11 protein-coding genes are annotated in these 12098 nt (G+C 67.2%); 6 read left to right on the plus strand and 5 right to left on the minus strand.

The window, feature by feature from the left end:
- Positions 1–48 precede the first annotated feature (48 nt).
- A complete protein-coding gene (locus BJ997_RS18260) occupies positions 49–1557 on the minus strand; it encodes an aldehyde dehydrogenase family protein (protein ID WP_035837077.1) in 1509 nt (502 codons plus the stop codon).
- Positions 1554–2936 carry an aminotransferase class III-fold pyridoxal phosphate-dependent enzyme gene (locus BJ997_RS18265; protein WP_035837076.1) on the minus strand — a complete coding sequence of 461 codons (1383 nt, stop codon included), beginning with the start codon at positions 2934–2936 and terminating at the stop codon, positions 1554–1556. Before BJ997_RS18265 ends, BJ997_RS18260 begins: the two co-directional genes overlap by 4 nt.
- Before the next feature lie 106 nt (positions 2937–3042).
- Between BJ997_RS18265 and BJ997_RS18270 the strand changes: the two genes are divergently transcribed.
- Positions 3043–4557 (plus strand): PucR family transcriptional regulator, encoded by a 1515-nt coding sequence (locus tag BJ997_RS18270; RefSeq protein ID WP_035837075.1) that lies wholly within the window; start codon positions 3043–3045, stop codon positions 4555–4557.
- Positions 4558–4559: 2 nt separating this feature from the next.
- Here BJ997_RS18270 and BJ997_RS18275 read toward each other — a convergent pair whose 3' ends face one another.
- The gene (locus tag BJ997_RS18275) at positions 4560–5762 is read right to left on the minus strand and encodes a CaiB/BaiF CoA transferase family protein (protein ID WP_035837074.1); all 1203 of its coding nucleotides are present in this window, start codon (positions 5760–5762) and stop codon (positions 4560–4562) included.
- 205 nt (positions 5763–5967) lie between these two features.
- Positions 5968–6819, minus strand: a complete 852-nt coding sequence (locus BJ997_RS18280) for an NAD-dependent epimerase/dehydratase family protein (RefSeq protein WP_035837073.1) — start codon at positions 6817–6819, stop codon at positions 5968–5970.
- A 256-nt stretch (positions 6820–7075) separates the two neighbouring features.
- On the opposite strand from BJ997_RS18280, the gene BJ997_RS18285 reads away from it, so the two are divergent.
- From BJ997_RS18285 to BJ997_RS18300, 4 genes are all read left to right on the plus strand, one after another.
- Positions 7076–8230: a Re/Si-specific NAD(P)(+) transhydrogenase subunit alpha gene (locus BJ997_RS18285; RefSeq protein ID WP_035837072.1), complete on the plus strand. Its 1155-nt coding sequence runs from the start codon at positions 7076–7078 to the stop codon at positions 8228–8230.
- Positions 8230–8535, plus strand: coding sequence for an NAD(P) transhydrogenase subunit alpha part 2 (locus BJ997_RS18290; RefSeq protein ID WP_035837071.1), 306 nt, complete (start codon positions 8230–8232; stop codon positions 8533–8535). Before BJ997_RS18285 ends, BJ997_RS18290 begins: the two co-directional genes overlap by 1 nt.
- Positions 8532–9905 carry an NAD(P)(+) transhydrogenase (Re/Si-specific) subunit beta gene (locus BJ997_RS18295; RefSeq protein ID WP_183323652.1) on the plus strand — a complete coding sequence of 458 codons (1374 nt, stop codon included), beginning with the start codon at positions 8532–8534 and terminating at the stop codon, positions 9903–9905. Before BJ997_RS18290 ends, BJ997_RS18295 begins: the two co-directional genes overlap by 4 nt.
- Before the next feature lie 101 nt (positions 9906–10006).
- Entirely contained in the window at positions 10007–10528 is a 522-nt protein-coding gene (locus BJ997_RS18300) for a DinB family protein (protein ID WP_035837070.1), read from the plus strand.
- 220 nt (positions 10529–10748) lie between these two features.
- On the opposite strand, the gene BJ997_RS18305 is transcribed toward BJ997_RS18300, so the two are convergent.
- Complete coding sequence (locus tag BJ997_RS18305) at positions 10749–11330, minus strand: hypothetical protein (protein ID WP_183323654.1); 582 nt, start codon at positions 11328–11330, stop codon at positions 10749–10751.
- 229 nt (positions 11331–11559) lie between these two features.
- Here BJ997_RS18305 and BJ997_RS18310 point away from each other — a divergent pair, with 229 nt between their 5' ends.
- Positions 11560–12006, plus strand: a complete 447-nt coding sequence (locus BJ997_RS18310; RefSeq protein ID WP_035837067.1) for a GNAT family N-acetyltransferase — start codon at positions 11560–11562, stop codon at positions 12004–12006.
- Positions 12007–12098: the final 92 nt, after the last annotated feature.

The following is a 12098-nucleotide window of genomic DNA, read 5'->3' on the forward strand; positions in this document are numbered from 1 at the left end:
TGGGGGTGCGGGTGGGGTGGCGCCTGGCGGCGGATGTGGCGGTGACTGTCACGGTGCGGGGATCGGCAGGGTGAGGATTCCCTCGAGGCGGCGGGGTACCCGCCACGGGTTGCCGGCCTGGAGCGCGGGCGGCAGCAGCTCTCGGGGGGCGTTCTGCAGCGCGACCGGCCGAACGAAGCGGCCGAGGGCGCCCGCGCCCACGCTCGTGGACTCCGGCCGGGAGGTTGCCGGCCACGGTCCGCCGTGCTGTTGCGACCAGCTGGTCGCCACCCCGGTGGGCCACGCGTTCAGGGCCACTCGGCCCACCTGAGGCAGCAGGCGTACCACCGCGGCGTTGGCGTCGGCATCCGCTGTCTCAGCGGTGAAGACGGAGGCGGCGAGGGCGGGCTGGAGGCGGGCTACGGCGTCGAGCGCACGGTCGACCTCGTCGTATTCGCAGATCAGGGCCACCGGGCCGAAGCACTCCTCGAGCAGGCGTGACCCGGGCTGCAGGTCGTCGAGGAGAACGGAGAAGATCCGCGGCTCGACCGAGTGTCCTGTTCCGATCATGGCGTGTGGCGCGGCGTGGGCGGCCGCGGTCAGCTCGTTCACGCCGGATCGATAGCCCTCGGCAATGCCTGCGGTGAGCAACGGCGACGCGGCCACCCGGGCCGCGTCGCGGCGCACGGCGGCGAGGATTCCGGAACCGGTCGGCGCGAACAGCAGGCCGGGCTTCGTACAGAACTGCCCGGCGCCGAGCGTGAACGAGGCGGTGAAGCCTGCGGCGATCTCAGCTGCACGCTCCCGGGCCGCGGCCGGCGTGACGAACACCGGGTTAACTGTGCCCATCTCGGCGAACACTGGAATGCCCCGAGCCGCCGCTCGACGTTGGATGGCCATGCCGCCGGCCTGGCTGCCGGTGAAGGCCACGGCCATGATCTCGGGGGCGTCGATCAGTTGTAGACCCGCGTCGAAGCCCGCCACGTAGCCGTAGGTGCCCGCCGGGGCGCCAGCCTCAGCGAGGGCTTCGCTCGCGAGCTCGCCGAGCCGAAGGCTCAGGCGCGGGTGCGCCGGGTGCGCCTTAGCAACCACGGGACAGCCGGCGCTGAGCGCCGACGCGACGTCATGGCCGATCATGCCGAACCCGAACGGAAAGTTGCTCGCGCCGAACACGGCGACCGGCCCGAGCGGCACGTTCCAGCGTGACAGGGTGTTGCCGGGGGTCACCGTCTCGATGCTCGCGTCGAGGTAGCTGCCCTCCACGGCCACATCGCCGTAGAAACGCAGGCTCGTGACGGCCCTGGTGAGTTCGCCGCGCAATCGATCGGCGCCGAGGCCGGTCTCCTCACCGGCGATCTGCACGAGCTCCTCGCGATTGATTGTGAGGGAGACGCCAATCGTGTTCAGCCACGTGGCGCGGGTCTTGGGCGTGGTCGCAGCGAGCCGCACGGCGGCAGCCTGCGCCGCGCGCAGAATCCCGGCGACGGCGGGCGGAGCCGTGTGGGCCACCTGCCCGCGGTGTTCTCCCGTGGACGGGTCGACGCTCGTGTCGGCCCCCTCTGTCACGAGCGTCGTCATGCCGGCACTGTCTCGGAGAGTGCGAACGCTTCGGCCTGCGCAACGGCCGCGCACAGCACCCCGAGGCCGTCCTCGAGCAGGTCCAGTCCGATCACCAGCGGCGGCAGCAAGCGGATGACGTTGCCGTGTGTTCCGCAGGCCAGCACGAGGACGCCCTGTTCGTGGCACCGGGCCACGACCTCTTTCGCGAGGTCGGCGCGTGGTGCCAGCGTGCCGCGGTCGGCGAACTCGATCGCAATCATGGCACCGTGGCCGCGTACGTCGGCCACGGTGGCGGTTTGCTCGAGCAGCGGCTCCAGCATCCGTCGTGCCGTTGTTTCGATCAGGCGGGCGTTGGCCAGCAGCGTGCCGTCTTCGAAGGCTTCGAACACACCGAGCGCGGCGGCGCAGGCGAGGGGGTTGCCGGCGTAGGTGCCGCCGAGCCCGCCGGTGTGCACAGCGTTCATCAGTTCGGTGCGGCCGGTGACGGCACTGAGCGGAAGTCCGCCGCCGATCGCCTTGGCCGTCACGGTGATGTCGCCGACGATGCCCTCGTGCTCGCTCGCGAACAGCCGGCCCGTGCGGCCCATACCGGCCTGGATCTCATCGACGACGAAGACGATGCCGTGCCGGGCGGCGAGCTGCTGCAGGCCCTGCAGGAAGCCGGGGGCTGGAACAATGAAGCCGCCCTCGCCTTGGATGGGCTCGACGACCATGGCGGCGAAGGTGTGGGCGCCGCGTTCGGCGAGGAGGGTCTCCACAGCCGCGAGGGCTTCGGCGGTGGCGTTCTGCGCGCCGGACGGCCAGCGGAACGGTGCGGCCATCGGTGCCCGGTAGACCTCGGAGGGGAACGGCCCGAAGCCCTTCTTATAGGGGTTCTCCTTGGCCGTCATCGCCATCGTGAGCAGTGACCGTCCGTGGTAGGCGTCGTCGAACACGAGCACCTTGGAGCGCCCGGTGGCTGAGCGGGCGATTTTGATGGCGTTCTCCACGGCCTCCGCGCCGGTGGAAAAGAGGGCCGTGCGCTTGTCGAAGTCGCCGGGGGTGTGGGCATTGAGCCACGCGCAGACCTCGGTGAAGCCCACGTACTCCGTGACCATGAAGCAGGTGTGCGTGAAGCGGGACAGCTGTTCGGCGACCCGGGCCTGCACAGCCGGGTTGCTCGCCCCCACGCTCGTGACCGCGATTCCGGAGACCAGATCGATGATGCGGTTGCCGTCGACGTCCTGCAGGATACCGCCCTCGGCCCGCTCGATGAATACCGGCAGGGCGACTCCGAAACCGGTGGTGACCTGCTGCATCCGCTCGGCATGCAAGGCGACGGAGGTGGGCCCGGGTACCGCGGTGCGAAGGAGACGGGTTTGTTCAAGCTGCGGGCTCTTCGGCTGCGTAGTATTCATTGGCTAAAGGTAATGACGCTGGCACTCCCTGACATCGGACACATCATCCAGAAGTGCCCGCACATGTGGTTAGACTGACCCGTAATCGTCTGAAGGGGGACGGCGCATGATCAGCCTCGCCCAGTTGTGCAACAAGCTCGGCCAGGATCTGCGTTCTGCGGACGGCTCCGGAGTGGCCAGTCGCAGCGTCACGGGCGTGCACATTTCCGAGCTCGACGACCCGACACCGTATCTTCAGGGCGGTGAGCTGCTGCTGACCACCGGGATTCCGGTGACCGGCGGTACGGAACGGATCAACCAGTATGTGCAGCGTCTGGTGGAACACGGTGTGGACATGCTGGGTTTGGGCCTCGGCGCCGGAACCGACGAGGTTCCCGCTGACCTGCGTGCTTCGTGCCGCACCCTCGGCGTTCAATTGCTCATAGTGCCACAGGGCACGCCGTTCATGGCCGTCTCGCGGGCCTACTGGGACCTGGTGAATCAGGGCAGGCAGGCGGACTTCTCGGCCGCAATGCGGCTGCAGACCTCGCTCGCGCAGGCAGTCGGGCGGCCCGAGTCAGCGGCATCCGTCGTGAAGGTGCTCGCGGAGGCGCTCGGCGGATGGGCCGCATATTTGCCCGCCGACGGGGGAGCCGAGACGATCTGGCCAGCAAAGGAGACCCACGTGCTGCCGCAGCTGCGCGAGGAGACGAAACGGTTGAATCTGCAGGGGATGCATGCGAGCGCGACGTTTCCGCTCGACGGCCGTGATGTCATTGAGTACTCGATCGTGGCCGACAAGCGCACTGCAGGCTTTCTGGCGGTTCGGGCGGGGCGGTCGTTCCGCCCCGCGGACCGGCAGCTGATGCTCACGGGGTGCATGCTGCTCTCTGTGGCTGCCCAGCAACAGTGGGAGCGGATGCGGTCGCGGGCGACGCGCGGCGCCGCCGTGGCGGCTCTCGTGCTCGGCGGGCACGTGGATGCCGCGCGGATCGCGGCGGCAGAGCTGGGCTGTGAACAGCCTGCCGAGCAGGTGCGGTTGCTCGCCGTGCGGGGCGACCGGGCAGACCAGCTGTCGACGGCCGAGCTCTCGGAGGTCGTGGCGGCGATGGCCACAGGTGAGGGTGTGGCAGAGCTGCGACGCGGCATTCGTGCGTCCGACCTTCGATGCGTCGTCGACGGGCTGAGCTACGTAATCGTGCGGGAGTGGTCGGGTGATTCGCTGCTTCGTGAAGCCACTTCGACTTCGACTTCGACTTCGACTTCGACTCCGCGGGGCGACGAGGTGTTTTCGGCGGCTCTGAGCGGACCGCTGATGCTCGCCCAGGTGCACGCGAGCGTGCGAGAGGTGGGCGCAGCATGCGCCAGGGCGGCGGGGGGTCGGCTGGTAACGGTCGAGGGAGCGAGGGACTCCCGGGCACAGGCCTGGGTCGAGGCCCTGCGCTCCTATTCCCGTGCGGATCTCGTGGAAACGGTGCGCGCCTACCTGCGCAACCGGGGTCAGTGGGAGGTCACCGCACGCGAACTCGGCCTGCACCGCAATTCGCTCCGACATCGAATCGGCATCGCGTCTCGGCTGATCGACGTGAACCTCGATGACCCTGACGTCTCCGCCCACCTCTGGCTCGCGCTGCGAGCCTAGGTCTACTTCGCGTTGGCCTGCTCGACGTTGACCTGCCCCGCGAGTAGCCACTCGCGCACGGCGGCGCTGTGCTCGCCGAGTTCTGGGGGCGCCTGCGTGCGGGCCGCGAGTGGTGGTGTCCAGCTCACCGGGTGGCGAATCTGGCGGCCCACGGTGACGCCCGCCGCATTGTGCACGTCGATCGTGGGGGAGAGGCCGAGCGAATCGGCGAGGGCGATGCCGTCGCCGATCGTGCCGACCTGGCCGGCGGGGACCCCTGCCCGGGTGAGCCTGACCTGCCACGCTGCGGCGACATCCGTTGCCAGTTGCTCTTCGAGCGCCCGCACGAGAGCGGGCCGGTTCTGCACCCGGGCGCGGTTGGTGACGAAGCGCTCATCGGATGCGAGGTGCTCGGCGCCCAGCACGCCGGCGAGTTTCGCGAACTGGCCGTCGTTGCCGCAGGCCACTGCGAGGAGTCCGTCGGAGCATTCGAGAGTCTCGTATGGTGCGATCGACGGATGCGTGTTTCCGAGGCGGCCCGGTGCGCTGTCTGCGCCGAGGTAGGCCTGAGCCTGGTTGGCGAGAGCCCCCTGCAGGCTCGAGAGCAGGTTGACATCGAGCCGTGCGCCCAGGCCGGTGGAGTGGCGGGCGGTGAGGGCGGCGAGCACGCCGATAGTGGTGTCCTTGGCCGCGAGCACGTCGACCAGGGCGACGCCGGCCTTCATGGGCGGGCCGGTTTCTTCCCCGGTGATGCTCATCAGGCCGCCGACGGCCTGCACCATAAAGTCGTAGCCCATCAGGTGTGCGCCGCCGCCGAGGCCGAAACCGGAGATGGAGGCGTAGACGAGGGCGGGGTTCTTCTCTCGCAGCGTGTCGTAGCCGAGTCCGAGCTTGTCCATGCCGCCGGGCTTGAAATTTTCGAGCAGCACATCGGCCTTGAGGGCGAGTTCGAGGGCCACGGCGAGGTCGGCCTCATCCGCGAGGTCGAGGCAGATCGACTCCTTGTTGCGATTGACACTCTCGAAATAGGTCGAGCCCGTGCCGGAGAACGGCGGGCCCCAACTCCTCGTGTCGTCGCCCACCGTGGGACGCTCGATCTTGATCACGCGCGCGCCGAGGTCGGCGAGCGTCATCGACGCGAGGGGGCCGGCCAGCACGCGTGAGAAATCGACCACCAGGATGCCCTCGAGGGGACGGGAGTGGGTGGCGTTCGAGTGTTCCGGCATGGAGTCTCCGTTCGAAGGTGGCTGTCCCCGAACCTACTGGTTTAGCTCTCGCCACATGTGGATGATTCATCCAACTCCTTGTGCAAACTGCCCGGGTGTGCGGCGTGGCGACCGCCGGGCCGGCTCGCAAAACCGGTGTTTCTCTCGACATACCGCATATCATGGCGGGTCGACCGGCGTGTCGCCGATTTCACCGGCTGTAGGGCTACGGGTGGCGGGTACCGCGGCCCGCGAGGAGCGCGCGGTAACCCTCCCGGTAGCTCGGGTACGTGAACGTGAAGCCCGTGCCGAGCAAGAGCTTGTTGCTCAGGCGCTTGTCTCCGCCGCGCTGGCTCGTGGTGGCGGTGTCGTCGGTGGCCGGAGTCGGCAGGCCCAGCTCGGCAGCGAGAAACGTGACGACCTCGTTCATCGTGACGGGCGCGTGGTCCACGCCGAGGTAGAGGGGCGCCGGGGCCTCGTCGCGCAGCAGGAGGTGCACAATCGCAGCGGCCGCGTCGTCCCGATGGATGCGGTTCGTGTGACGTGAGCCGTGCGACACCCGGGCGAGGCCGTCGCGGACCTGGGTGATCAGGCGCTCGCGGCCGGGTCCGTAGATGCCGCTGAGGCGAAGAACCGTGGCGGCGGGAATGCGGGCATGCAGCATCCGCTCGGCCTCGAGCAGAATGGCGTCGGTGCCCGGCTTCGGGGTCGCGGGGGTCTGCTCGTCGACCCAGCTGGCGTCGTTCACGTCGTAGACCGCGGTGGACGACACGAGCAGCACCCGGCGCGGCGCGGCGCCGGCTTCGTCGAGGGCATCGAGCAGGTTGCGGAGGCCGTCGACATAGGCAGCCCGATAGGCCTCGGGGGTGGGACTGCCGGCGGCGATTGCGATCACCACAAACTCGGTATCGGCCGGAATCACCGGTTTGTCGCGGCTGAGATCGAGCGACTGCCCGATGATGGCGGCGGGCAGCACATCGACAGTGCGCCGAAGCCCCACCACGCGGTGTCCGAGCTCCGCGAAACGCAGGCCCACCTCTGTACCCAGGTCGCCGCATCCTGCGATCACTACAGTCATCTGACTCCTCTAATTACTTGCCACGCTAGCGGCCCCAGCTGGACAGCGGATGTCGGCAGTCGGCCTTCGTGAACAGGCGAAATCACCTGAATTGCGCCGTCCTCTACCCGGAACCCGCCCGAATTCTTCCGATTCCCTCAAGAACACGAGTTCTTATCGACATCGAGGACCGCTTGGGGGAGAAATGAACGCAGCACTGCCGATAGGTTCAGGACTCAAAACTCGTACGCAAGAAACTCAAGCTCTGGAGAAGACGATGAAGGTAGCGGTATTTCGAGAACGAGATCCGGGAGAGCTGCGCGTCGCCGCAACACCCGAATCGGTGCGCCAGCTCGTCAAGGCCGGACTCGACATTGTCGTCGAAGCCGGGGCAGGCGATGCGGCAGGATTTCCCGACGCCGCCTACAGCGACGCAGGTGCCTCGGTCGAACCGCGGATCAGCCTGGAGGACGTCGATGTTCTCGCCCACGTGCGCCCCTTGAAGATCGAGGTCATCTCGGCCCTGCGCGAGGGAACCATCACGGTGGGGCTCGCCTCACCGGCCAACCAGCTCGACGCCATCGCGCAGCTGCATACCTCGGGCATCACGGCCTTCGCGCTTGAGCTCGTTCCCCGCATCTCGCGGGCACAGTCGATGGACGCGCTCACGTCGCAGGCCCTCGTGGCCGGTTACCGGTGCGCGCTGGAAGCGGCCATGCGCCTGCCGCGGTTCTTCCCGCTCTTCATGACGGCCGCTGGAACCATCCCGCCGGCCAAGGTGCTCGTGCTCGGCGCCGGTGTCGCCGGCCTGCAGGCCATCGCGACGGCCAAGCGTCTCGGCGCGAAGGTCTCCGCATACGACGTGCGCGCGGCATCCGCTGACGAGGTGCGCTCCATGGGCGGCACGTTCGTGGACCTCGGGCTCGACACCACCGACGGCGGTGGCGGCTACGCCAAGGAACAGGCCGAAGACCGGGCGAAGCGCCAGCAGGAACTGCTGACGCCGTACGTCTCCGACGCCGACATCGTGATCACGACCGCTGCAATCCCCGGACGCCCGGCGCCGCGCCTGCTCACGAGCGAGATGCTGCTCGGTATGCGCTCGGGATCGGTCATCGTCGACCTCGCCGCCGAGAGCGGTGGAAACGTCGAGGGCAGTGTGGCCGGACACGAGGTGACGATCGCGGTCGCGAGCGGCCGGATCACGATCGTGGGCATGAAGGACGTCGCCTCGTCGATGCCGTTCGATGCGTCACGCCTGTTCTCCAAGAACGTGTCCAACCTCATCGAACTGATGACGGTCGACGGCACGGTCACGCCCGACTTCGACGACGAGCTGGTGCGAGGCGCCTGCCTCACGCGCGACGGCACTGTTCTGCACGAACCCACCCGGCAGTCACTGGCCGCTCTAGCCACGCAGGGAGCTTCGTAATGGAACCCATGAGTCTGTTATCCATCTTCGTTCTGTCAGTCTTCATCGGTTTTGAGGTCGTCTCGAAGGTTTCCAGCACGCTGCACACGCCCCTCATGTCGGGCGCCAACGCAATTCACGGCATCATTCTGGTGGGCGCGATCGTCGTGGCCGGTCAGGCCGAAAATATGGGCATCCTGATCTTCGCCCTCGTCGCCGTGCTGCTGTCCACCATCAACCTCGTGGGCGGGTTCGTCGTGACCGACCGCATGCTCGAGATGTTCGCCGGACGCAAGACCGGCGCTCCCCAGGGAGGCAAGCGATGAATATTCTCTCTTCGGAATGGACCACGGGCCTGTACCTCGTGGCCGCCGTCTTCTTCATCCTCGCGCTGAAAGGGCTGGGCTCGCCCAAGACCGCCCGGCGCGGAAACGCCATCGGCGCCCTGGGCGCTCTCATCGCCCTGGTGACGGTGTTCCTGTCGACCCAGCTGGACAACATCCTGCTGATCGTCGCCACCATCGTGGTCGGCGCGGCGATCGCGGCCCCGGTGTCGCGTCGCGTGCAGATGACAGGCATGCCGCAGCTCGTGGCCCTGTTCAACGGCGTCGGCGGCGGAGCGGCGGCCATCGTGGCGCTGCTCGAACTGCCGCACGTCGAATCTGCCGGGGCCTCCCTCGCCGTGGTCTTCACCGTGCTCGTGGGTGGTGTCTCGTTCTCGGGATCCTGCATCACGTTCGCGAAGCTACAGGGCCTCATTCCCACCAAGCCACTGATCTTTCCCGGCCAGCGCTGGGTGATGGGCCTCGTGCTCGTCGCGGCCGTTGCGCTCGGCGCCGTCATCGTGGCGGATTCGTGGATTCTCGGAGCCACGATCCTGCTGATCCTCGGCCTCGTCGCCGGTGTGCTGCTGGTGAACCCGGTCGGCGGAGCGGATGTGCCGATCGTCATTTCGCTGCTCAACGCGTTCACCGGACTCGCCGTCGCCGCATCGGGCCTCGTGCTCGGCAACGTGCTGCTACTCGTGGCCGGCACTCTCGTGGGTGCCAGCGGAACGATCCTGACCCGGGCCATGGCATCCGCTATGGGGCGCAGCGTCAGCGGCATCATCTTCGGCGCGTTCAAGGGCGGGTCCACTGCCGGGTCAACCGAGATCTCCGAGCGCCCCGTGCGCTCGTCGTCTGCCGAAGACGTTGCGATCCTCCTCGGCTATGCCCAGCGTGTGATCATCGTTCCGGGTTACGGTCTGGCCGTGGCACAGGCGCAGCACACCATGGCCGAGCTCGTCGTGACGCTCGAAAAGATGGGCATCGAGGTCATCTTCGGAATCCATCCCGTGGCCGGCCGTATGCCCGGTCACATGAACGTGCTCCTCGCTGAGGCCAACGTGCCCTACGAGGTGCTGCAGGAAATGGACGAGGTGAACCCGCAGTTCAAAACCGCCGATGTGGCGCTCGTGGTGGGAGCGAACGACGTGGTCAACCCCGCGGCGAAGTCGAGCCCCGGATCGCCCATCTATGGCATGCCCATCCTCGACGTGGGCTCGGCACGTCAGGTTGTCTTCCTCAAGCGCTCCATGCGTCCCGGTTTCGCCGGCATTGAGAACGAGCTGCTCTACGAAGACCAGACGACGCTGCTCTTCGGCGACGCGAAGGACTCGCTCACCAAGGTGCTGACGGCGGTCAAGAACCTCTAGTCGGCGGCCGTTCGACGAGGCACCCCCGGTTCTGAATCGGGGGTGCCCTCCTGTGCGCAGCCGTGCTGTCGAGCCCGGACATGGGACCAGTAGCATGAAGCATGGCCATCACCCCCGACATAGCCGACTGGACCTGGGTACTCGAACGCCCGTGCCCCGATTGTGGGTTTCGGGCTGCGGATGTGGAGTTCGACGATCTTCCGCGCCTGATTCGCGCGAATGCCGCTGCGTGGGTGCCGGTGCTCTCCCGAGCGGATGCCGCGGTGCGCCCGAACGATCACACCAGGTCACCGCTGGAATACACGGCCCATGTGCGCGATGTCTGTCTCCTGTTCGCCGAGCGACTGCAGCGCCTGCTCGACGAGGAGGATCCTCTTCTCGCGAACTGGGACCAGGACGCCACGGCGATCGCCGAGCGATACGACCTTCAGGCGCCCGAAAAGGTGGGACGCGAGCTCAAGGCTGCGGCGGCATCCGTTGCCGATGCCTTTGCGGCCGTGCCCGAGGATGCCCGCCAGCGCACCGCTCGTCGAAGCGACGGGGCGTCGTTCACAGCGGAGACGTTTGGGGCGTACTTTCTGCACGACATCGTGCATCACCTGCACGACGTGGCCGGCGACTAGGTTCATCTAGAAGGGGCCGTCGGTGGATTCGGTGACGGCAATGCTCCACGGGTCTGCGCAGGCGTGTGGCTTCGTGGGTGGTGCAGGTCATCTCCTGTCTCGACAAGCTCGACAACCGACCCCGTCCCGTCACGGCCTGGGCTGACCCAGAAGTTCCGGTCGGCGAGGGCCTTCTGGTGCCGCACGGCGATGGACTCCGGGTGAGTGAACTCCCGCACCTTCACGGCCTTCCTCCGCAGTTGCGGGACGGTGAGGGTTTCACTGTTGCGGAGAGCCTCCTCTTCGAAGGCCTTCCAGGGCTCTGGCGGGAGGCTGACGGCCCGGTTGTCGAGCTTGTCGAGACACGATGGTCGTTTGGGCGTGGCGGTAGCTGATGTCTCCGCGTCGGAGGGCATCTCGGGTGGCGGGGAGGCCGGTGTTGCAGCAGGTCACTTTCGAACATCAGATTGCGGGCAACACCGCTGGGCAGTTTCAGCAGGGCGGCCAGCTCAGCGACGAGGCCTTCGTGGGCGGCTTTCTGCGGCGACCACTCGGTGTCTCGTCGTCCCCGCGCGGTGCGGGGGAGTCCAGCCTCGGCCGTGGCGTCGGTCCACTGCCGGAGCTTGTCGATCACTTCGGCTCGAGCGGCTTGGGCGAAGCAGACCATCCGATCGAAGCTGAGGATTGCGTCGAGGAGCAGGGTTTGAGTGTCGTCGGCGACGGCCTTCTCCTCCGCCAAGACGGCGAGGGTCTGGTCGACTGGTTCGGGCAGGGTATTCCCCGCGGCGTCCTCCAAATGAGGAACTTCATCGTTGTTCGCCATAAGATAATTATCCCACGAACCACAGACAGATTCGAGAAATACTCAGGGTTGTGGATATATTATTCGAAGTTGATTCTTGCTTCCGCAGTCCGGGGAATGGCTCGCGGGGTCTCGACGGGCGCGGGCCAAAAGCGGGCCCGCTGCTCGACCGGCGAGGGGGGTGTGGGAGCCGAAAGGGCGGAGCGCGGCGCGGGATGGGGGACGGGCCGACGTGTGACACCATGTGGGCATGCTTAGCGTCGTGCTGTCAGAGTCGAAGGTCTTCACGCCCGCCGACCTCGTTGGTCTCTATGGGAGCGTCGGATGGGCCGCGTACACGAATGATCCGCATTCGCTCGCGCGTGCGGTGGATCAGTCGTCCTACGTTGTGTCGGCGAGGGATTCGGCAGGGGAATTGCTGGGCCTGGCTCGAGCCATTTCCGACGACGTCTCGATCTGCTATCTCCAGGACATCCTGGTTCGCCCCGGCCAGCAACAGACTGGTATCGGCCGTGCCATGGTGCACAGGGTTCTGGAGCGCTACGTTCACGTGCGGCAGAAGGTGCTCATCACCGACGATGAACCTGGCCAGCGCGCGTTCTACGAATCCATCGGCTTCGTTGAGGCGCACGATTTTGCACCGGCGCCCCTGCGCGCGTTCGTGCAAATCGGGCAGCAGCACGTCACGAGTGCCTGACGGCCAATGAGTCCTGCAGGGGTAGGGTGCTTCCACGCCATCAGTGGAGGCGCAAACGATGCTCCCATATGTGCTGACGCAAGGAGAACTTC

The sequence above is a fragment of the Cryobacterium roopkundense genome, assembly GCF_014200405.1.
In the GTDB taxonomy this organism is placed as follows: domain Bacteria; phylum Actinomycetota; class Actinomycetes; order Actinomycetales; family Microbacteriaceae; genus Cryobacterium; species Cryobacterium roopkundense.

Excerpts from the sequence above, each read along its gene's own strand:
- BJ997_RS18310 (WP_035837067.1), top strand. The coding sequence starts at position 11,560 with ATGCTTAGCGTCGTGCTGTCAGAGTCGAAGGTCTTCACGCCCGCCGAC.
- BJ997_RS18300 (WP_035837070.1), top strand. The coding sequence starts at position 10,007 with ATGGCCATCACCCCCGACATAGCCGACTGGACCTGGGTACTCGAACGC.
- BJ997_RS18275 (WP_035837074.1), bottom strand. The coding sequence starts at position 5,762 with ATGCCGGAACACTCGAACGCCACCCACTCCCGTCCCCTCGAGGGCATC.
- BJ997_RS18285 (WP_035837072.1), top strand. The coding sequence starts at position 7,076 with ATGAAGGTAGCGGTATTTCGAGAACGAGATCCGGGAGAGCTGCGCGTC.
- BJ997_RS18260 (WP_035837077.1), bottom strand. The coding sequence starts at position 1,557 with ATGACGACGCTCGTGACAGAGGGGGCCGACACGAGCGTCGACCCGTCC.
- BJ997_RS18305 (WP_183323654.1), bottom strand. The coding sequence starts at position 11,330 with ATGGCGAACAACGATGAAGTTCCTCATTTGGAGGACGCCGCGGGGAAT.
- BJ997_RS18295 (WP_183323652.1), top strand. The coding sequence starts at position 8,532 with ATGAATATTCTCTCTTCGGAATGGACCACGGGCCTGTACCTCGTGGCC.
- BJ997_RS18290 (WP_035837071.1), top strand. The coding sequence starts at position 8,230 with ATGGAACCCATGAGTCTGTTATCCATCTTCGTTCTGTCAGTCTTCATC.
- BJ997_RS18270 (WP_035837075.1), top strand. The coding sequence starts at position 3,043 with ATGATCAGCCTCGCCCAGTTGTGCAACAAGCTCGGCCAGGATCTGCGT.
- BJ997_RS18280 (WP_035837073.1), bottom strand. The coding sequence starts at position 6,819 with ATGACTGTAGTGATCGCAGGATGCGGCGACCTGGGTACAGAGGTGGGC.
- BJ997_RS18265 (WP_035837076.1), bottom strand. The coding sequence starts at position 2,936 with ATGAATACTACGCAGCCGAAGAGCCCGCAGCTTGAACAAACCCGTCTC.